The organism is Streptomyces sp. NPDC003023 (assembly GCF_042888225.1).
GTDB lineage: Bacteria > Actinomycetota > Actinomycetes > Streptomycetales > Streptomycetaceae > Streptomyces.
Map to the genome: position 1 here is coordinate 53,045 of NZ_JBIAPL010000008.1, position 19,438 is coordinate 72,482.

15 protein-coding genes are annotated in these 19,438 nt (G+C 72.9%); 9 read left to right on the forward strand and 6 right to left on the reverse strand.

Annotation, left to right across the window (positions count from 1 at the left end; genetic code table 11):
- Window positions 1-16: 16 nt before the first annotated feature.
- Genes ACFYV1_RS24845 through ACFYV1_RS24875 form a run of 7 tightly spaced genes read left to right on the forward strand, consistent with a single transcriptional unit; the run spans window position 17 to window position 12,404 of the window.
- Complete coding sequence (locus ACFYV1_RS24845; protein ID WP_389397768.1) at window positions 17-367, forward strand: hypothetical protein; 351 nt, start codon at window positions 17-19, stop codon at window positions 365-367.
- On the forward strand, window positions 364-744 hold the full coding sequence (locus ACFYV1_RS24850) for a GPW/gp25 family protein (protein ID WP_389397769.1): 381 nt from the start codon (window positions 364-366) through the stop codon (window positions 742-744). The genes ACFYV1_RS24845 and ACFYV1_RS24850 overlap by 4 nt, the downstream gene beginning before the upstream one ends.
- Complete coding sequence (locus ACFYV1_RS24855) at window positions 741-3,923, forward strand: putative baseplate assembly protein (RefSeq protein WP_389397770.1); 3,183 nt, start codon at window positions 741-743, stop codon at window positions 3,921-3,923. The genes ACFYV1_RS24850 and ACFYV1_RS24855 overlap by 4 nt, the downstream gene beginning before the upstream one ends.
- Window positions 3,920-7,723: a putative baseplate assembly protein gene (locus ACFYV1_RS24860; protein WP_389397771.1), complete on the forward strand. Its 3,804-nt coding sequence runs from the start codon at window positions 3,920-3,922 to the stop codon at window positions 7,721-7,723. The genes ACFYV1_RS24855 and ACFYV1_RS24860 overlap by 4 nt, the downstream gene beginning before the upstream one ends.
- A gap of 22 nt (window positions 7,724-7,745) precedes the next feature.
- Complete coding sequence (locus ACFYV1_RS24865; protein WP_389397772.1) at window positions 7,746-9,902, forward strand: hypothetical protein; 2,157 nt, start codon at window positions 7,746-7,748, stop codon at window positions 9,900-9,902.
- 39 nt (window positions 9,903-9,941) lie between these two features.
- Window positions 9,942-11,507, forward strand: a complete 1,566-nt coding sequence (locus tag ACFYV1_RS24870; RefSeq protein ID WP_389397773.1) for a DUF6519 domain-containing protein — start codon at window positions 9,942-9,944, stop codon at window positions 11,505-11,507.
- Between the two features lie 24 nt (window positions 11,508-11,531).
- The gene (locus ACFYV1_RS24875) at window positions 11,532-12,404 is read left to right on the forward strand and encodes a peptidoglycan-binding protein (protein ID WP_389397774.1); all 873 of its coding nucleotides are present in this window, start codon (window positions 11,532-11,534) and stop codon (window positions 12,402-12,404) included.
- Between the two features lie 99 nt (window positions 12,405-12,503).
- Here ACFYV1_RS24875 and ACFYV1_RS24880 read toward each other — a convergent pair whose 3' ends face one another.
- From ACFYV1_RS24880 to ACFYV1_RS24900, 5 genes are all read right to left on the reverse strand, one after another.
- The gene (locus ACFYV1_RS24880) at window positions 12,504-13,040 is read right to left on the reverse strand and encodes a cysteine hydrolase family protein (RefSeq protein ID WP_389397775.1); all 537 of its coding nucleotides are present in this window, start codon (window positions 13,038-13,040) and stop codon (window positions 12,504-12,506) included.
- A gap of 9 nt (window positions 13,041-13,049) precedes the next feature.
- Window positions 13,050-14,015, reverse strand: coding sequence for an LLM class F420-dependent oxidoreductase (locus ACFYV1_RS24885; RefSeq protein ID WP_389397776.1), 966 nt, complete (start codon window positions 14,013-14,015; stop codon window positions 13,050-13,052).
- 3 nt (window positions 14,016-14,018) lie between these two features.
- Window positions 14,019-15,422 (reverse strand): NADP-dependent succinic semialdehyde dehydrogenase, encoded by a 1,404-nt coding sequence (locus tag ACFYV1_RS24890; protein ID WP_389397777.1) that lies wholly within the window; start codon window positions 15,420-15,422, stop codon window positions 14,019-14,021.
- Window positions 15,423-15,477: 55 nt separating this feature from the next.
- Window positions 15,478-15,861 carry a hypothetical protein gene (locus ACFYV1_RS24895; protein WP_389397779.1) on the reverse strand — a complete coding sequence of 128 codons (384 nt, stop codon included), beginning with the start codon at window positions 15,859-15,861 and terminating at the stop codon, window positions 15,478-15,480.
- A gap of 253 nt (window positions 15,862-16,114) precedes the next feature.
- Window positions 16,115-16,768, reverse strand: a complete 654-nt coding sequence (locus ACFYV1_RS24900) for a DUF6629 family protein (protein ID WP_389397780.1) — start codon at window positions 16,766-16,768, stop codon at window positions 16,115-16,117.
- 712 nt (window positions 16,769-17,480) lie between these two features.
- Between ACFYV1_RS24900 and ACFYV1_RS24905 the strand changes: the two genes are divergently transcribed.
- Both ACFYV1_RS24905 and ACFYV1_RS24910 read left to right on the forward strand, forming a co-directional pair.
- A complete protein-coding gene (locus ACFYV1_RS24905) occupies window positions 17,481-18,401 on the forward strand; it encodes a S1 family peptidase (protein ID WP_389397781.1) in 921 nt (306 codons plus the stop codon).
- Between the two features lie 123 nt (window positions 18,402-18,524).
- On the forward strand, window positions 18,525-18,758 hold the full coding sequence (locus tag ACFYV1_RS24910) for a hypothetical protein (RefSeq protein WP_389397783.1): 234 nt from the start codon (window positions 18,525-18,527) through the stop codon (window positions 18,756-18,758).
- A 118-nt stretch (window positions 18,759-18,876) separates the two neighbouring features.
- Here ACFYV1_RS24910 and ACFYV1_RS24915 read toward each other — a convergent pair whose 3' ends face one another.
- Window positions 18,877-19,389 carry an ATP-binding protein gene (locus ACFYV1_RS24915; protein ID WP_389397784.1) on the reverse strand — a complete coding sequence of 171 codons (513 nt, stop codon included), beginning with the start codon at window positions 19,387-19,389 and terminating at the stop codon, window positions 18,877-18,879.
- Window positions 19,390-19,438: the final 49 nt, after the last annotated feature.

A 19,438-nucleotide genomic window follows, 5' to 3' on the forward strand; every position in this document is an offset into this window, starting at 1 on the left:
AACGGGGAGAGAAGTCTTGTCCGGACAATCCGGGAACTCCGGGACCTGCATCAGCGCGGACTCCGCGCTGTACTGCCCGCACGGCGGCCGGGCGTTCGCCGCGGCCGCGCACAGTGCCGTGCTCATCGACGGGCAGCCCGTCCGTACCGCCTCCGACGTCTTCGCGGTGACCGGCTGCACGCACACCGTGAACGGCATCCCGCGCCCGTGCACCGGCGTCCGCTTCACTCCGGCCGGCCGCGGCGTGCTGGTCGACGGAGTGGCCGTGCTGCTGGACACCACGGCGGCGCAGTGCTTCGACGCCGCGCTCGTGCCGCAGGGGCCGGCCGTCGTCACCGCGGCCCGCCGGGGGGTGATGTGCCGATGACGGTCCGCCGACGCAGTGACATCGCGTTCCCGTTCCGCGGCGACCGGCGCGGGCGCACCGCGCATGCCGCGTACGACGAGCATGTGCGGGACCTCATCGAGCAGTTGCTGTTCACCAGCCCGGGCGAGCGGGTGATGCGTCCCGACTTCGGCTGCGGGCTGCTGGATCTGGTCTTCACCCCGAACAGCCCCGAGCTGGCGTCCGCCCTTGAGCTGTCGGTGCAGGCGTCGCTGCAGCGCGTACTGGGCGAGGTGATCGAGGTGAAGGCTCTGGACGTGGTCAGCGAGGAGAACGTGGTGCGGGTCCATCTGTCCTACACGGTGCGCTCCACGGGGAGCCGGCGTGACGACGTGTTCGAGGGGAGCGGGCCCGCATGAGCGGCGTGAGCGAGGAGTTGGTCTGCCGCGGCGACGGCAGGCGGGGCAAGGTGCGCGCGGCGCGGCTCGGCGGTGTGGACGCCGTGGAGGTCGGCGACGACGGGCTCACCCTCACGGTGACGTTCCTCGGGAAGGCTCCGCACGGGTTGTGCCCGGAGAACATCCGCATCGACGGCGGGCGCAGGATCACCGGGATCGAGGCGGTCGACGTCTCGGTGGAGCGGGAGGACGACCCGGAGCTGGACGACCGGCTGCTGGTGACGCTCGACCGCACCGGGGACACGAGCCGCTACCGGTTGTCCGTGGTGGACACGGACCCGTACGGGCGGCCGGGGACCGAGCCGTTCCCGGGATTCGACCAGCGGTACTTCTCGGCCGGGTTCGCCTTCTCCGCCGACTGCCCCACCCCGTTCGACTGCAAGGACGAGCCGGGTGACTGCCCGCCCGACTTCCCGGACACGCCGGTCGTCAACTACACGGCCCGTGACTACGACTCGATCCGGCAGCTGATCCTGGACCGCCTGGCGCTGACCACCCCCGACTGGGTGGAACGCAACCCGGCGGACCTGGGGATGACACTGGTGGAGCTGCTGGCGCACACCGGCGACCGGATCAGCTACCAGCAGGACGCGGTGGCGACGGAGGCGTACCTCGACACGGCCAGGCGGCGGGTGTCGGTGCGCCGGCATGTGCGGCTCATCGACTATCCGATGCACGACGGCTGCAACGCGCGCGCGTTCGTGACGGTGGAGGTGGCGCGGGAACTGACGCTGCTGCCGGGCACGTTCCGGTTCGCGGCCGTCGATGTGCGCGGGCTCGGCCCGCGGGACCGGCCGGAGATCGGCACGGTGATCGACGACCGGGAGCTGGCGGTCCTCGGCGAACGCGGCTCTGTCGAGGTGTTCGAGCCCGTCGTGGCCGCCGAGCCGCTGGTGCTGCACCCGGCGCACAACACGGTCCGGTTCTGGACGTGGGGCGAGGAGGTGTGCTCGCTGCCGAAGGGGGCGACGTCCGCCACGCTGCGCGACGAGTGGGCCGACGAGGAGTGTTCACGGCGCCGGTTGCGGCTGGCACCGGGTGATCTGCTGCTGATCGAGGAGGTGCGCGGGCCGCGTTCGGGTACGCCGGGCGACGCCGATCCGGCGCACCGGCAGGCGGTCCGCCTCACCTCCGTCACCCCGGCCGTGGACACCCTGTGCGACCAGCCGGTGCTGGAGGTGACCTGGGCCGCACAGGACGCGCTCACGTTCCCCGTGTGCCTGTCCACGCGCGGCGGCAGGGACTGCGAACCGGTCTCCGACGTGAGCGTGGCGCGCGGCAATGTGACGCTGGTCGACCACGGCCGTCTCCTCACCTTCTGCGGCGGCACACCGGAGACGGTGACGGTACCGGCCGAACCGGCCGTGCTCGGTTCGTGCGACCCGTCGGGCTTCGGCTGCCGGGACGAGGACGCGGGCAACGCGGTGGCGGATCTGATCGGCGCCCGGCTGGACCAGACCCGCCACGGGCGGCTGCTGACCGCCGGCCAGATACGTGAGCTGTTCGAGGTGGCGGGCGAGGACGAGACGGGCCGGGCGGGGCTCGGACTCGAACTCGCGGGCCGCCGACGGGAGAAGGTGGTCCCGGGCACGGCGTACGAGCAGGCCGAGGCGCTGGAGACGCTGCTGGCGCAATTGGTGTACCCGGGCATCCGGCGCCGGTTCCGTCCGGTGCTGCACCGCTCCCCCGTTGTCCAGGCCGTGCCGTTCCCGCTGTCGGCGCATGTGTCCGCCGGGCAGGCGGACCGGCTCGCCGCCGTGCCCGGACGGGTGCGGCAACGGCTGGTCGAGCTGTGGCGCAGCGCCCGTGACTGCGACGGTCTGACGGAGGAGGAGATCGCCGAGCTGACGGTGCTGTTCGGTCCGAAGGTGCTCGAGCGTTTCGAGCTGCGGCGTCATCCGGTGGGCGCGCTGCGGGAGTTGCTGCACCGCGGCGAGCGGCTGCTGGCGGCGAAGCTGCGGCGGCTGGAGGTGCTGACGGCGCGTGCCCGCGCGGGAGCGGTGCTGGAGGCCGGCATCGCCTGGGAGATCGCGCACACCTGGGGCCCGGCGTACGCGGCGGGTCTGCATCCGGACGAGCCCCAGCTGCGCGGCCCGGCCGCCGCGTTGCGGCAGGATCCGCGGGAGGCTCTGCCGGCGGTCCGGGTCACCGACGGCGACGATGTCTTCTCGCCGCGGCGGGATCTGCTGGGCAGTGGCCCGCGGGAGCGGCACTTCGTCGGTGAGCTGGAGGACGACGGCCGGGTCGCTCTGCGGTTCGGCGACGGCCGGCACGGGGCTCGGCCGCGGCCGGGTGCCCGGCTGGAGCTGCACTACCGTCTCGGCGGCGGAACGGCCGGAAATGTGGGCGCGGAGGCAGTCAACCACCTGGTGCTGTGCCGTGATCCGGACGAGGTGGACGCGGGTGGGGCGATGCCCGTCGCCGGTGTGCGCAACCCGCTGCCGGCGGTGGGCGGCACGGAGCCGGAGCCGCTGGAGCAGGTGCGGCAGCTGGCGCCGCTCGGCCTGAAGCGTTCGCGGCTGCGGGCGGTGACCGCCGAGGACTACGCGGCGCTGGCGTCGGCCGTGCCGGGTGTGCAGCGGGCGGCGGCGGAGATCCGCTGGACCGGCAGTGTGCAGGAGGCGCATGTGGCGGTCGACGCGCGAGCCTCCGGCGACCCGGCGCCGGAGCTGCTGGACGCGGTCGCGTACGCCCTGGAGGGCTGCCGTCGTATCGGGCACGACCTGGTGGTGGGGCCGGCCCGCGGTGTGCCGCTGGACGTCGCCATCGAGGTGTGCGCGGCGCCCGGCCATCAGCACGGGCAGATCCTCGCCGAGCTGTACCGGCTGCTGGGCAGCCGGCGCCTGTACGACGGGCGTCTCGGCTTCTTCCACCCGGATGCGCTGACGTTCGGCGAACCGGTGCGCCTCAGCCGTCTGGTGGCCGCGGCGGCCGGCGTCCGCGGCGTGGAGAGCGTCCGTGTGACGCGACTGCAGAAGCTCTTCGAAGGGCCCGCGTCCCTCGCGGACCCCACTGACGACACCGCACTGGAGGCAGGCGTGCTGCGGCTCGGCCCGCTGGAGATCGCGCGTTGCGACAACGACCCCGACCGGCCCGAGAACGGGCGGCTGTCCATCGAGCTCGGCGGAGGTGCGCGATGACCGGCGCATGCGGCTGTGGCTGCGGCGGCCACGACGAGCGTCACGCGCCGAGGGCTCTGTACAACCCTCCGGGCCGGGGCGCGCTGGACTACAGGGTGGGCGAGTACGGCTCGTTCCTGGCGGCCATGCTGGACCGGCTGGCCTCGCCCGCCTATCCGGCGCTGCGCGGCCTGACGGCCCGCACACCCGACGATCCGGCCGTCGGCCTGCTCGATTCGTGGGCCGTGGTCGGTGATCTGCTCACGTTCCACTCGGAGCGCATCGCGGACGAGGCGTATCTGCGAACGGCGAACGAGCACCGGTCACTGGCTCTGCTGGGAAGGCTGGTGGGGCACCGGCCGCGGCCGGGCATCGCCGCCGACACCCATCTCGCGTACTCCCTCGACCGCGACCCGCGGGACCCGGAGCTCTCCGTGGTGATTCCGCGGGGTGCGCGCAGCAACAGTGTGCCGACGACGTCGGGCGAGGAGTCGCAGGTTTTCGAGACGAGCGAGGACCTGACCGCGCGGGCCTCGTGGAACACGCTGGCGGTGCGCAGGCGGCGCCCGTCGCTGGTGACGCCCGAGGATCTGTCACGGCGTTCGGAGATCTTCGTGTCGGGCACGTCGGCCGCGCTGACGGCGGGCGACCGGCTGCTGTTCGTCTTCGCCGGTGAGGAGGGCGGGTCCGGCGGGCGGCGGCTGCTGCTGCCGGTGGCCCGTGTCCGCACCGACCGCGAGGACGACGTGACGGCGATCGGGCTGCCGCGGTCGGCGCCGCCGATGCTGGCCGAGCTCGTCGACGAACTCCGCGAGTGGATCACGGAGGACGAGCGGGAGGTCGAGGACGGGGAGCCGACCCCGGCCAACCCCAATCCGCGGCCGGTCAGCCGGTACATCGAGGAGTTCGACGCCCAGGTGCTGGCGCCGCTGCGGGCCGATCTGGACGCGATCAGAACGCCCGCCGCGTTCGCGGCGCGTCTCGCGGAGCCGCACGACCGGCTGGCGGAGGCGCAGGCGGTGGCCGCCGCCCATGAGGACGTCGCGGCCTGGTTCGAGCAGTTGGAGGCGATGGTCGGCGAGCTGCGGGAACGGGCGGCCGACCTGGAGCCGTCCCGCCCCGCCCCGCCGGACGGAACCCGCCGGCGGGACGGGACCCGCCTGCCGGACGGCGCAACGTTGTCCGACGGCGCGGCGGCACTGCGGGCGCTGGGCGCGGTGCTGCCCGCCCTGCGCACCCGTGATGTGCGGCCCGGTGGCCGCACACGTCGGGCGGCGGGCCGGCTGCCGGTCGTCGGCTCCGAGCTGGGCGCGCAGTTGCTCGGTGCGCTCGATCCGCGTGTGGCGGACGGAATGTACGCGGCATGGCGGCAGACCGCGCCGACGGAGCCCGCGCTGCTTCGGGAGTTGCAGGCGATGCGGTTCACGGCGGCGCCGTTCGGTGCGACGGCTCCGCTGCGTCCGGTGCAGGACGAACGGGGCCGGGTGATCCGGCAGGCGGACTGGCCGCTGACGGGCGCGGCGCTCACCACCATGCGGGTGGTGTACGACCCGGCGGGACGGGTGCCGGTGCGCGCCGAGTTCCAGCACACGGAGACCGGTTCGTCGGTGCAGGTGTCGGAGAACCTGCCGGCGGAGAAGTCGTTCGACCTCGGTCCCGGCCGGATCACGCTGCGTACGCGGGCCGCCCAGGACCATGACCTGAGCTGGCTGAGCCGGCGGCCCGCGGACTCCCAGGAGCCCGGCGTCACCGCGCAGTTGCACGACGGTCTTCCGGACCGGACGCTGTTCGTGTCGCGTCCCGGCGAGGACGGCCGGGTCCATGTGGCGGTGAACAACGGTGACACGAAGGCCTGGCACCTGGCGCCCGGTGAGCATCACCAGCTGCGGCACGGCGACTACGAGTTGACGGTGTCCTACACGGTCGGCAGCGAGCCCGCGAACGTCGTCATCGGCATCGCGACGGTGCCGGAGCCGGCGAACCGCCATGTCCTGCCCCTGGACTCGGTCCGGGACTCGATCACGGTGGGCAGCTGGGTCGCGGTCGAACGTCCCCGCAAGGGTGCGGAGGGACCCGACGGCATCCCGGGCGACGGGAACCTGAGGCTCGTCACCACACGGGTCACCGCGGTGCGCACGGCCGTGTACACCAACTACGGCATCACGGGCCGCGGTACGGAGCTGACACTCGCCGATCCGTGGCTCGACGAGCACGATGTGGTGCTGTCCAACATCCGCGACACCACGGTGCACGCCGACGGGCAGTCGCTGCGTCCCGCCGACGAGCCCCTCGGCGAGGACGTGCACGGCGACGAGATCGAACTGGCCGAGCTGTACGACGGGCTGCGGCCCGGACGGCATCTGATCGTCTCCGGGGAACGGACCGACGTACTGCCCGGCTCCCCGGGTGCGTCCGGTGTCGCGGGCACGGAGCTGGTGGTGGTCGCCGGGGTGGAGCAGGTGCTCGATCCGCGGCTGCCGGGCGACCATGTGCACACCCGGCTGCGGCTCACCTCGAAGCTGGCGTACCGCTACCGCCGTGACACGGTCCGGGTGCTCGGCAACGTGGTCGCGGCGACGCACGGCGAGAGCCGTGACGAGCCGATCGGCAGCGGGAACACGGACCGGCCGAACCAGACGTTCGCCCTGTGGCAGTCACCACTGACCTGGCTGCCCGCGGACAATCCGCTGGGCGCGGAGCCGGAGTTGGAGGTCCGCGTCGACGGGCTGCTCTGGCACGAGGTCGACAGTCTGGCCGGCCGCGGCCCCCGCGAGCGGGTGTACGTGACCGGCACGACGGCCGGCGGCCGGACGACGGTGACGTTCGGCGACGGGGTGCACGGTGCCCGGCTGCCGACCGGATCCGAGAACGTCCGGGCCCGCTACCGGTTCGGCACCGGCCGGGCGGCGAATGTGCGGGCGGGCCGTATCACCCAGGCCGTCACCCGTCCGCTCGGCGTCACGGGTGTCACCAATCCGCAGCCCGCGTCGGGCGGCGCCGACGCCGACGGCCCAGGCCTGACCCGGCGCACCGTGCCGCTCGCGGTCTCCGCGCTCGACCGTCTCGTGTCGGTCGCGGACTACGAGGACTTCGCCCGCTCGCGCGCCGGTATCGGCCGCGCCGTGGCGCGGGAGGTCTTCGACGGCAGGCGGCGGCTGCTGCATGTCACGGTCGCCGGGGTCGACGACATTCCCGTCGCGGAGGACTCCGACGTCCTGCGCTCCCTGCGGTCCTCCCTGGCCCGCTACGGCGATGCGCGGCTGCCGGTCCGGGTGGACGTGCGGGAGCTGGTGCTGCTGCTGATCGCCGCGAAGGTCAAGCTCGCCCCCGACCACAGCTGGCAGGTGGTGGAGCCCCGGCTGCGGGCCGCGCTGCTGCGGGAGTTCGGAGCCGGCAGGCGCGAACTGGGGCAGGCCGCACAGCTGTCCGACGTGCTGGCGACAGCACACCGGGTGCCCGGGGTCGACCATGTCGACGTCGATGTCTTCGACGGCGTTCCCGCCTCGCTCACGCCCGAGGAACTCACCCGGCTCACGGACGAGTTCGACCGGCCCCGTGCCACGGTGCCGGCCCGGCTCGCCGCGTACGACGAGGACGTGCACCGGGTCACCGCGCAGGAGGGCGAGACGCTCACCGGGATCGCGGCGCGGTACGGCATCGCGCTCGCCGACCTGCTGCGCCTGAACCCGGACATCACCGACACCCGGCGGCTCGCGCGGGGGCGCGCGGTCTTCGTCTTCCGAGGCATCCGCCCCGCCCAGCTCGCCCTGCTGTCACCGCAGGTCGCGGACACGCTCATTCTCACGGAGGTCACCGCATGAACACGCACGAAGGGAGCACCGCATGAGCAGGGAACCGGACGGGCTCGCGGAGCTGCTCCCCCAGTGGCACCGGCTCCGGGACGCCGAGGCCGGGGAGCCCCTGCGCGCGCTGCTCGCAGTGATCGCCGAACAGGTCGACCTGGTGCGCGACGGGGTGGAGCAGGGCTACGAGGACCTGTTCGTGGAGACGGCCGCGCCCTGGGTGCTGCCGTATCTCGGCGACCTGGTGGGCTACCGGCCGCTGCCGGGCTACGAGAGGGTACGGACGGACGGGATCGGCGACGAGGGCGGCGACGCGTCGCGCGCCCGGCTCGCCGAGGCGCTCGCGCCGCGCCGGGACGTCGCGCGGACGGTCGCCAACCGCAGGCGCAAAGGGACGCTGCATCTGCTGGAGGAGCTGGCGCAGGAGATCGGCGGGTGGCCGGCGCGCGCGGTCGAGTTCTCCCGCCTGGTCTCGCACCACCAGCCGGTGAAGCTGTACGGGTCGTCGGCGGCGTCCGCCGATGTACGACGGGTGGGACGCGGCCGGCTGGCCGATGTCCGCGAGGGTGCCGAACTCGACCTGGCGGGAGGCCCGTTCGGGACAGTGGCGCGTTCGGTGGACGTGCGCAGGGCCGGTTCGTCGCGCCGCGCGGGCGGGTACTCGCCGGCGGGGGTGGGGCTGTTCGTGTGGCGGCTGAAGCCGTACCACGTCACGCGGGCCCCCGCGTACTGCATCGACCGCGCGCGCAGCCTGTACACGTTCTCGATCCTCGGCAATGACAGCCCGCTGGTGACCAAGCCGGTGCCGGAGCCGTCCACGACGCACATCGCGACGATCGACAACGTGCCCGCCGGCATCCGGCGCCGGCAGCTCGCCGACCGGCTCGCGGACTACTACGGGCCGGGCAAGAGCTTCACGATCTGGCGGGACGGCCAGGACGAGCCGGTGCCGATGTCGGACATCGTCGTCGCGGACCTCTCGCAGTGGCGGTACCGGCCCCGGCGCGGTCAGGTCGCGGTCGACCCGGTGCTGGGCCGGATCGCGTTCGGGTCGCGTTCGGCACCCCGGCAGGGCGTGTGGGTGACCTACCACTACGCGTCCGGTGACGACATGGGCGGCGGCGAGTACCCCCGCGAGCGGGACACCTCGCCGGCGGCGAAGGTCTACCGGGTGGGACCCGGCGGCTCCCACCAGAAGATCATGGACGCGTACGAGGAGTGGCGCGGCGACCGGCGTGCGGGCCGCTGCGGGCCCGAGGGCGTCATCGAGATCACGCACAGCGGTGCCTACCAGGAGCAGTTGGACTTCGATCTGGAGCGCGGTGACCGGCTCGAGCTGCGGGCGGCGGAGGGCTGCCGGCCGGTGATCCGGCTGCTCGACTGGTACAGCAACCGTCCCGACGCGCTCAACATCCGTGCGCAGGAAGACTGTTCGCCAGGCCGTGACGCCCCGCGGATCGTGCTCGACGGACTGCTGATCACCGGGCGCGGGCTGAACGTGTGCGGCCCGGTCGGCGCGGTGGTGCTGCGGCACTGCACGCTGGTGCCCGGCTGGTCGCTGGAGCCGGAGTGCGATCCGCACTCGCCGGAGGAGCCAAGTCTGGTGCTGGACCGGACGACGGCGTGTGTGCAGATCGAGCACAGCGTCCTCGGGACGATCGAGGTGATCGGTGACGAGGTGAACCACGATCCGCTGCCCATCCACATCCGGGACAGCATCCTCGACGCCACCGGCCACGACCGCGAGGCGCTGTCCGCGCCGGACTGCCGTCTGGCGCACGCCGTCCTGCACGCCCACCGCACGACCGTGATCGGCGAAGTGCACACCCACGCCGTCGAGATCGGCGAGAACAGCATCTTCACCGGGCAGATGCGGGTGGCCCGGCGCGGTGTCGGCTGCCTGCGGTACTCGTACGTGCCGCCCGGCTCCCGCACCCCGCGCAGGCACCGGTGCCTGCCGGACCTCGCGGGCGGCGAGCCGCTGCGGCCGCTGTTCACCAGCGAGCGGTACGGCACCCCCGCCTACGGGCGGCTGTCCGACGCGTGCCCGCCCGGGATCCGCAGGGGCGCCGACGACGGCTCGGAGATGGGTGTCTTCCACGACCTGTACGAACCGCAGCGCGAGGACAGCCTGCGGGCCCGGCTCGCCGAGTACACCCCGGCCGGTACGGACGCCGGGATCATCCCCGTCACCTGAGACGACTTCTTCCGAACTTCCCGAGGGGGACACCGACCCATGCACGCAGACATCTCCCGTGACACCTTCCGGCCGGAGCGGCACTACTCGGCGGTGGTCGCTCAGCAGGGCCGCGTCCAGCTGGACGCCGACGCCAACGAGCAGACGGCCATCCAACTGCACCAGGCCCGCACCGCCTTGTCCGATCTGATCGGCACGCACGGCGGCCCGCGCGGCGCCGCCGGCTTCGAGGTGCGTTTCCTCGGCGGCAGCCGGGAACTCGACGACCTGTCCATCGGCGGCGGCCGGTACTACGTGGACGGCATCCTCGTCGACGCCACCCGGCCCGCACCCGGTGTGCCGGTTCCGGACGACGACGCGGCAGAGGACGCACCGGCACAGTCCCCGGCCCCGCCGGCCACCTGGACGTACTGGGAACAGCCCGACGGGCACCGCGACCCGGAGCGGCCGGGCGACCGGCTGCCGACGCGATTCCCCTATCTCGCCTGCCTCAAGGTGTGGGAGCGGACGGTCACCGCGGCGGAGGACCCGTCGCTGCGCGAGGTGGCGCTCGGTTCCGCGATGCCGGACACGGCCGCCCGGCGGAAGGTGGTGTGGCAGGTGTCCCCGGTTCCCGGTTCGGAGCTGGAGCTCGAGGACGGGGCGACCAAGGACCAGGTCCGTGAGGCGTTCGCCAAGTGGGAGGCGGGGCAGGCCCCGACGGCCCGGATGGCGGCGCGCAGCGACCGCCCGGACCGGGCGGACGAGGACCCGTGCCTGGTGAAGCCGGACGCCCGGTACCGTGGACCTGAGAACCAGCTGTACCGGGTGGAGATCCACGACGGCGGTCCCGCGGGTGAGGCGACGTTCAAGTGGTCGCGGGAGAACGGGTCGGTGACCTTCGCGGTCGACGGACTGGACGGCACCTGGGTCGAGCTGGCCTCACTGGGCAGTGACGACAAGCTGGACCTGAACGTGGGCGACTGGGTCGAGTTCGTCGACACGGCATACACCAGCCGCCGTGAACCGCTGCCGCTGCTGCGGGTGGAGGAGCTGGACCTGCCGGGCCGGCGGGTGCGGTTGTCCGGCGAGCCCGACCCGTCCGTGGGCAGGCGCCCCGAGCTCAACCCGTATCTGCGGCGCTGGGACCACCGTCCCGGGTCCCGCCCGGCGGGCTCCGGCCGTTCCAGGGGGGCCGCGGCGAAGTCGCGGGGCGGTGCGCTGCGGATCGAGGAAGGCGCCTGGCTGCCTCTCGAGGACGGGGTGTTCGTGTACTTCGAGGCGGGCAGGACGTACCGCTCCGGTGACTTCTGGACGGTGCCCGCCCGCACGGCGACCGGCGGTGTCGAGTGGCCGTCGGACGCCGCTCGGCGTCCGCTGCTGCGTTCCCCGCACGGCGTGCGCGTGCATCACGCACCGCTGGCGTGGGTGCTCGGCGAGGGTTCCGTCGCCGATCTCCGGCTGGTGTTCGGCCCGTTGGCCGCACCGATCCCCGCCGCCGACGCAGAGGCGCTGGAGGCGGAGGCGGACGCGGAGGAAGAGGCCCTCGCCGCGGAGCGCACGGCGGCGGGCGGTTCGACGGGGCCCACAACCGGGCAAAACGATCAGGGACGGACCGACAACTGAGGGTCTCCCGGAAGGAGCACCACGATGGCAACGCCGCTGTCCGCCGACAAACTGCTCAGAGCCCTGCGCAATGAAGGACTGCGTGTCGTCGAGCACCGTAGCTGGCGCACGCACAACCGCAACCACAAGGGCCCGTGGGGGCCGGTGAACGGTGTGATGATCCATCACACCGTGACGTCGGGGACCTCCAGTTCGGTGGAGCTCTGCTACAACGGCCATTCCAGCCTGCCGGGGCCGCTGTGCCACGGAGTCATCGCCAAGGACGGGACGGTGTACCTCGTCGGCAACGGCCGGGCCAACCACGCCGGCCTCGGCGACGACGACGTCCTGCGCGCCGTGGTCAACGAGTCGGCGCTGCCCGCCGACAACGAGGCCAACACCGACGGCAACCGCCACTTCTACGGCTTCGAGTGCGTCAACCTCGGCGACGGCAAGGACCCGTGGCCGGCGGCGCAGCTGGAGGCCGTCGAGAAGGCGGCGGCCGCGATCTGCCGTGCCCACGGGTGGACGGACCGCTCGGTGATCGGGCACAAGGAGTGGCAGCCGGGAAAGGTCGACCCGCGCGGCTTCACCATGGACTCGATGCGCGGCCGCATCAGGGAACGGCTCGGCGGCAAGCCGTCCGGCCCGACCACGCCTCCCGCCCCGACGTACGAGCCGTTCCCCGGCGCGGCGTTCTTCCAGGTGGGCAGGCGCAGCGCCATCATCACGGCGATGGGCAAGCGCCTGGTCGCCGTGGGCTGCAGCCGCTACGAGGTGGGGCCCGGCCCCAACTGGTCGGAGGCCGACCGCAAGTCGTACGCCGCGTGGCAGCGCAAGCTCGGCTACTCGGGCAGCGACGCGGACGGGATTCCGGGAAAGACGAGCTGGGACAAGCTCAAGGTCCCCAACGTCTGACCGGTGGACCCGCGGCACCGCCGGGCGGCTCCCGTGTCCAGCACACGGGAGCCGCCCGGCCCCGCACGCGGGCGGCGCCGGGTGCTGCCGTACGGCCGGTCAGAAACGGACGGTGTCCACGGTGACGATCTCGGCCCCCATGTTGCGCTCCATCATCCGCAGCGCGGCGTCGGCGAGGTCGGCGTGGATGTGGGCGACGGCATCCCGCGGCACGCTCACGTCGAGATGACGGATGTGGGCGTCGAGAGCGGAATACAGGATGCACTGCTCGGTGACCTGACCGCACAGCACGACGCGCCGGACGTCCAGCTGGTCGAGCAGATAGGCCAGCGGCGTCTCGAAGAAGATCGAGTGCCGGGCCTTGACGACGAACAGGGAGTCGGTGTCGGGCTGCAGGGGCTCGACGAGGTCGGCGTGGTCGCCGGCCAGCGCGGTCCGCAGGATCTCCCCGTGGTGGGACCGCCATTCGCCGAAGTTGTCGTTGACGTAGACGACCGGCACCTCACGCTCGCGCGCGCGTCGGAGCAGCCGGACGACGCGGGGCACGGCCCGGGTGACCGACGGCAGCAGCAGGTCGGCGTCGGCGTGCTCGTATGTGTTGATCATGTCGATGACGACGAGCGCGCTGCTGCCCATCGCTTCGCCTCACAGTTCCCGCAGGGCGGGCAGCAGCGTGCTCTGCGCCCATCGGAGGAACGGCTCCTGCCGGTCGCCGCCGATCTGGACGAGGGCGACCTCCGTGAAGCCCGCGTCCACGTAGGCGCGCACCGCGTCGACGAAGACGCCGGTGTCGTCGCCGCACGGGATCGCGTCCGCCACGTCGTCCGGCGTGACGAGCCCGGTGGCCTGCTCGAAGGACTTCGGGCCGGGGAGCTCCGCGTTGACCCGCCACCCGCCGACGGCCCAGCGGAACTGGTCGTGCGCCCGTTTCACGGCGGCGTCGCGGTCGGTGTCGTAGCAGACGGGCAGCTGCCCGACGCGCGGTTTCCCCGCACCGCCGAACCGGTCGAAGGCGTCGAGGAGTTCCCGTTTCGGTTCGGTGGCGATGACCAGGTCGGCCGTCCGCCCGGCGACCGCGCACGCCTTGTCGCCCGACACGGCCACTCCGATCGGCACCCGTTCCCCGGGCACGTCCCAGAGTCTTGCGTCGACGACGTCGAAGTGCGGGCCGTGGTGGGTCACGTGCTCGCCGTCCAGGAGCCTGCGGATGATGCCGGCCGCCTCTTCCAGCATCTCGATGCGCACATGTGCGGCGGGCCAGTCCGCGCCGACCACGTGCTCGTTGAGGTTCTCGCCGGAGCCGAGGCCGAGGCGGAAGCGCCCCTGCGACAGCAGCTGCACGGTGGCGGCCTTCTGGGCGACGACCGCGGGGTGGTAGCGGATGGTCGGACAGGTCACGTACGTCATCAGTGGGATCCGGGAGGTGGCCTGGGCCGCGGCTCCGAGGACGCTCCACGCGTACGGGGCGTGCCCCTGGGAGGCCAGCCAGGGGAAGTAGTGGTCCGAGACGACGGAGAAGTCGAATCCGGCCTGCTCGGCGGCGACCACGTGGCCCACCAGGTCACGCGGCCCGGCCTGCTCGGTCATCATCGTGTATCCGAACCGCACCATGGTCTACTTCTCCGTCTCCGCGCCGTGCCAGAGGGTGGTGATGTTGCAGAACTCCCGGATGCCGTGCCCCGACAACTCGCGTCCGTAGCCGGACCGTTTGACGCCGCCGAACGGCAGCGCCGGGTGCGACGCGGTCATCCCGTTGAAGAACACGCCGCCCGCCTCGATGTCCCTGGAGAAGAGCTCCACCTCCGTCTCGTCACGGGTCCAGGCGTTGGAGCTGAGACCGAAGGGGCTGTCGTTGGCGACGCTGACGGCCTCTTCCGCGCCGGACACCCGGTAGACGGACGCCACCGGACCGAACGCCTCCTCGCGGTGGATGCGCATCCCGTCATGGACACCGGTCAGGACGGTCGGCTCGTAGTACCAGCCGCGGTCGAGGTGTGCCGGGCGGCGGCCCCCGCAGCGTGCCGTCGCGCCGCGGCTCACCGCGTCGTCGACGAGCTCCTCGAGGTCGGCCCGGCCGCGTTCGCTCGCCAGGGGGCCGACGTCGGTGGACTCGTCCATCGGGTCACCCACCTCGAGGTCCTTCATGGCGGCGGTGAAGCGGTCGCAGAAGTCGTCGTGGACGTCCGTGTGCACGACGAACCGCTTGGCGGCGATGCAGGACTGGCCGTTGTTCTGGACCCGGGCGGTCACCGCCGTACTCACCGCGCCGTCGAGGTCCGCGGACGGCATGACGATGTACGCGTCGCTGCCGCCGAGTTCCAGCACCGTCTTCTTGACCTCGTCGCCGGCGACAGCGGCGACCGAGCGGCCCGCTCCCTCGCTGCCGGTCAGGGTCGCGGCCGCCACCCTGGGGTCCCGCAGCACGGACTCGATCGCGTCGGAGCCGACGAGCAGCGTCTGGAAGCACCCCTGTGCGAACCCGGCACGCCCGAACAGTTCCTCCAGGTACAGCGCGGTCCTCGGCACGTTGGACGCGTGCTTGAGCAGTCCCACGTTGCCCGCCATCAGCGCCGGTGCGGCGAAGCGCACGACCTGCCAGAGCGGGAAGTTCCACGGCATGACCGCGAGGACGACACCGAGCGGCCGGTAGCGGACCGTGGCCCGTACGGCTCCGGAGTCCTCCACGTCGGCGGCCGCCGGTTCCTCGTCCGCGAGCAGTTCCTCGGCACGCGCCGCGTACCAGCGCATGGCCTTGGCACACTTGGCGGCCTCCGCGCGGGCGGCCCCGATGGGCTTGCCCATCTCGGTGGTCATCACCCGTGCGATGTCCTGCTGGTCGGCGTCCAGCAGGTCCGCGGCCCGGTTCAGCAGGGCCGCCCGCTCGCCGAAGGGCGTGGCGCGGTGCCTGAGGAAGGCGGACCGGGCGAGGTCGAGCCGACGGTCGATCTCCTCGGCGTCCAGCGCGTCGAAGGTCTCGAGCGTCTCGCCGGTCGCGGGGTTGACGGTGGCGATGGGCATGTACGGTCCTCCTGGGCGTTCGCGGTGGTTCCGGTGGTGCGCCGACTGCCCGCTGTCAGGTCTCCTCCTGGTGGACGCCGCTGCTGAGCCGCAGTTGGACGTCCTTCTCCTGGTCTCCTGCGGCCATGCCCTCCTCCTCCAGTTCGAAGGCCGCGGCCAGCGTCGCCTGCATCCGGTCCACCGCCCAGTAGCCGCCCTGGAGCTCCGCCGTCACGGGTGCCGCGAGCCGCACGGGCTCCGCGTCCTCGTGCGGCTTTGACACGTCGAAGGTCGCGGCCCACACGGTCATGTGGCCCTCGGACACGTACTGGGGTGAGTCACCCGCCGCGCGGTCCGATTCGAACGACCTGGTCAGCGTGCGGAAGACCGCGTCGGCGTCCTCCCTCGAGCAGCCGCTGAGCGTCACCGCGACGGCTGTCGCTTCCTGTGCACTGTTCACCGTTGTTCCCGCCTCTCGGAGCGTGTCGCCCGTCTCCCGGTCCTCGTGCCGTTCCCGACGGCGCCGCCGTGCGCCGGCGCGTGGCGCACGGCGCCTTGTACAGCCTGACCCGCGTGCCCTTCGGGTGCGACCGGACCGGGTCCGGATGCCCCGCTGCGGAGCGGGCGCGGCGGCGGTGCGGCTCGAGCCGTCGGGTACCCAGCGGCCGCCGCCGGGAACATCCCGCAGCAGCCCGTTCGGGCGGGCGGCGGGCCTACGGGCGGGCGTACGACGGGGGCGGGCGCTGCGCGACCGGGCCGCGCGCGACCCAGGCGAGCACGACGACGGAGGCGACCGCCGCGACCGCGCACCAGGTGGACACGAACGCCGTTCGCCACAGCAGCAGGCACACCACCGCCCCGGCCGCCACGAGTGCGCCGAGGATCCGCAGCACCCGGTCCCCGGCGAGCAGCAGGGAGCCGACGGTGGCGACGAGGTACGCCCCGACCAGCAACGGGGCGTACGGGAGGTCGATGACGTAGCCGACCGTGTGCCTGCGAACCTCGGCGGTCACGGTGCCGGTGCCGAGTCGCACGGCGAGTGCGGCGGCGGTCGCCGCGCCGACGGCCGCCGGAGCGAGCAGCCTTCCGCGTGCCGTCGGCGGCGCGGCGAGCAGCACTCCCGCGGGGACCCATACGGCGAGCACCGGCAGGGCGATGAGGGCCCAGGCAGTGGTGGCGGCCCCGGTGCCTCCGCCGGAGCGCCACACCGCCGCCTCGACGATTTGGTGGACGCCGAGCAGCAGCGGCAGCGCGGCGAGGAGCAGGTCGCGGGGCCGGCGGCGGTGCACGGCGACGGCCAGACAGGCTGTGCCGACGGTGGCGATGCCCGTGCCCGCCGCCAGGTCGGCCGTCGCGCTCCAGCACATGCACTCACGGTACGACGGTCGGGATCCGGACACCGGAGGGCGCTGGGCGAACAGGAGCGATTGAGGCATAAGGGAGTGACGGATGCGGCCGGCACGCCGCGGGTGCCGTCGGCCCGGCCGGCCGCGGGCGGGGCACGGGGGACGGCCGGCACGGCGCTCATCGCCGCTCCGGGATCCGGGCGGCCCGCGTCCCGGATGTGCGGGCGCCACTGCAACGCGTTCCGCCGGGCTCGAAATCTTGCACGAGGCAAATGCGCCACGGCCGCCCGGCCCGGTGTTCCGGGACGCCCGCCTCCCGGTGCTCGCTGAGCAGCCGAAACGGCGTATGCCATTCCGGTTGATGACGGGGAGCGCTCCCATGCCCGGCCGCGTCCCACCGCGGGGACGCAACACCTGACTCTTTGTCAGCAAACGGTCCGCACCCTTTGCTCTCACGCCGGCGGCGGCCGCCCGCCGTGCCGGTACGGGGGCGGCCGGGAGCCGGGCGGAAGGCCCGGCGGAGGGCCGCCGGCTCCACCGTGGCGGCACGGTCGGCGGACGCACGTCAGCGCGGCCGAAAGGCGATCTTGTCGCACGGGTGCCGGGAGCCCAGGATTCGTTCCGCGACGGTTGTCAGGCTCATGACCTCAAACCTCTCGTCAGGAACCGGCAGCCGGCGCACGAAGGACCCGCCCACCCAGCGGGACCCCCACTTCCCCCACCGGAGGATGTAGTGAACATCAAGCGCATGTCCCCCCTCGGCAGCCTCTCGAGAGGTGCGCGGCTGATCGCCGTCGCTTCCGCACTCGTGGCCGCCTCCGCGCTTGCAGTCCCGTCCGCGGTCGCCGAGCCGGCCGACTCCGCGCGGGCCACCACCGCCCAGCTCGCCCAGGCCAGCGGCGCCGTGCTCGGCGCCGACGTGCCCGGCACCGCCTGGTACACCGACGCCAAGAGCGGCAAGCTCGTCGTCACGGCCGACTCCACCGTCTCCGCGGCCGAGATCGCGAAGATCAAGAAGGCCGCGGGCGACCGCGCCGGCGCCCTCGAGATCAAGCGCACTCCTGGCACGTTCAACAAGCTCATCGCGGGCGGCCAGGCCATCTACTCGGGCAGCGGCCGCTGCTCGCTCGGCTTCAACGTCCGCAGCGGCAGCGGCGCCGCCTACGCCCTGACGGCCGGCCACTGCACCGAGGGCGCCAGCACCTGGTACACGAACTCCGGGAGGACGACCGTGCTCGGCAGCACGGCCGGCTCCAGCTTCCCGAACAACGACTACGGCATCATCCGCCACTCCAGCTCCTCCGCGGCGGACGGCCGGGTCTACCTCTACAACGGCAGCTACCGCGACATCACCGGCGCCGGCAACGCCTACGTCGGCCAGACCGTCCAGCGCAGCGGCAGCACCACCGGTCTGCACAGCGGACGCGTCACCGGCCTCAACGCGACCGTCAACTACGGTGGCGGCGACGTCGTCTACGGCCTGATCCAGACCACCGTCTGCGCCGAGCCCGGCGACAGCGGCGGCGCGATGTTCGCGGGCAGCACGGCCCTCGGCCTGACCTCCGGCGGCAGCGGCAACTGCTCCTCGGGCGGCACCACGTTCTTCCAGCCCGTCACCGAGGCCCTCAGCGCGTACGGCGTGAGCATCATCTAGGACCTTCCCCCACGGCCTGCGGCCGGCGGTCCCGCCACCCCTGGGCGGGCCGCCGGCCTTCGCCGTTGTCAGTGGTGTCGGCAATGCTTGACGGTCCGACACCTTCACGAGGGGAAGCGTGAGATGAACGATCCCGAGCTCGCCGCCGCGCAGGCGTACGTACGACTTCTGCAGACCACCAGGGCCGTGCTCGCCGATCCGCAGCAGGCGCCGCTCGCCGTTCCATTGCTGGCCGTACCGATGGCGGAGGCGGACGACGCCCTGCGCGCGATCGGACTCGCGGGCAACGAGGCGGACTTCTTCCGGCTGCTCGCGACACTGCGTCCCGCCGAGCGGGAGGACAGAAGGGCGGCGTGAACGGCGGCGGCCCCCGCCCGGGCACGCCTGCTCGGGCGGGGGCCCTGCCGGATACGCGGTTGTCGCGCGCGAGGCAGCCCCAGGGCGGACACAGGCCGGACGACGCCGGCGGTTCGTGTCAGCGCACGGCGTGCAGAGGAAGGGCCGGCGCCTCGAACGTGCCGGCGGGGACCGGCTCCAGCGGAAGCGGTCTGAACTCCCCGACCGGCGGCTGGGGCACGTGCGGGCCGGACAGCACCCGCTGCGGCTCCTTCACGCGCCGGCTGAACCAGATCACCTTGCCCTGGTCCGTGGCGCAGGTGCCCCAGCTGTCGCTGAGCATCGCGACCCTGGCGAGCCCGCCCCTGACAGGAGTGGAAGTGTGCAGCCTCGGCAGGGTGCGGTCGCGGTCGGAGACGGACGCGTTGAGATTGCGACCCGTCCAACGAAGCTCCACCGCACACGTCTTGTCGCCGCCGACGTGCTTGACGACATTGCCGACGAGCTCGTCGACGGCACTGCATACGGGTACGACATGGGCATCGAGGCCCCAGTGCTTCAGATGGGCCGCGAGGATGCGCCTGATCTGAGGGATGCGCTCAGGGGAGGCCGGCACTTCGATTCTGTACCGGCAGGCGTCGGGGACGTGCATGACCGTGGCTCCTCACCGCGACGGCCCGTCATTCGTATGCGGCCCCCGA

What these genes read in the sequence shown, in the direction of transcription:
- ACFYV1_RS24850 (WP_389397769.1), top strand. Translation starts at nt 364, where the DNA reads ATGACGGTCCGCCGACGCAGTGACATCGCGTTCCCGTTCCGCGGCGAC.
- ACFYV1_RS24855 (WP_389397770.1), top strand. Translation starts at nt 741, where the DNA reads ATGAGCGGCGTGAGCGAGGAGTTGGTCTGCCGCGGCGACGGCAGGCGG.
- ACFYV1_RS24860 (WP_389397771.1), top strand. Translation starts at nt 3,920, where the DNA reads ATGACCGGCGCATGCGGCTGTGGCTGCGGCGGCCACGACGAGCGTCAC.
- ACFYV1_RS24865 (WP_389397772.1), top strand. Translation starts at nt 7,746, where the DNA reads ATGAGCAGGGAACCGGACGGGCTCGCGGAGCTGCTCCCCCAGTGGCAC.
- ACFYV1_RS24870 (WP_389397773.1), top strand. Translation starts at nt 9,942, where the DNA reads ATGCACGCAGACATCTCCCGTGACACCTTCCGGCCGGAGCGGCACTAC.
- ACFYV1_RS24875 (WP_389397774.1), top strand. Translation starts at nt 11,532, where the DNA reads ATGGCAACGCCGCTGTCCGCCGACAAACTGCTCAGAGCCCTGCGCAAT.
- ACFYV1_RS24880 (WP_389397775.1), bottom strand. Translation starts at nt 13,040, where the DNA reads ATGGGCAGCAGCGCGCTCGTCGTCATCGACATGATCAACACATACGAG.
- ACFYV1_RS24885 (WP_389397776.1), bottom strand. Translation starts at nt 14,015, where the DNA reads ATGGTGCGGTTCGGATACACGATGATGACCGAGCAGGCCGGGCCGCGT.
- ACFYV1_RS24890 (WP_389397777.1), bottom strand. Translation starts at nt 15,422, where the DNA reads ATGCCCATCGCCACCGTCAACCCCGCGACCGGCGAGACGCTCGAGACC.
- ACFYV1_RS24900 (WP_389397780.1), bottom strand. Translation starts at nt 16,768, where the DNA reads ATGTGCTGGAGCGCGACGGCCGACCTGGCGGCGGGCACGGGCATCGCC.
- ACFYV1_RS24910 (WP_389397783.1), top strand. Translation starts at nt 18,525, where the DNA reads ATGAACGATCCCGAGCTCGCCGCCGCGCAGGCGTACGTACGACTTCTG.
- ACFYV1_RS24915 (WP_389397784.1), bottom strand. Translation starts at nt 19,389, where the DNA reads ATGCACGTCCCCGACGCCTGCCGGTACAGAATCGAAGTGCCGGCCTCC.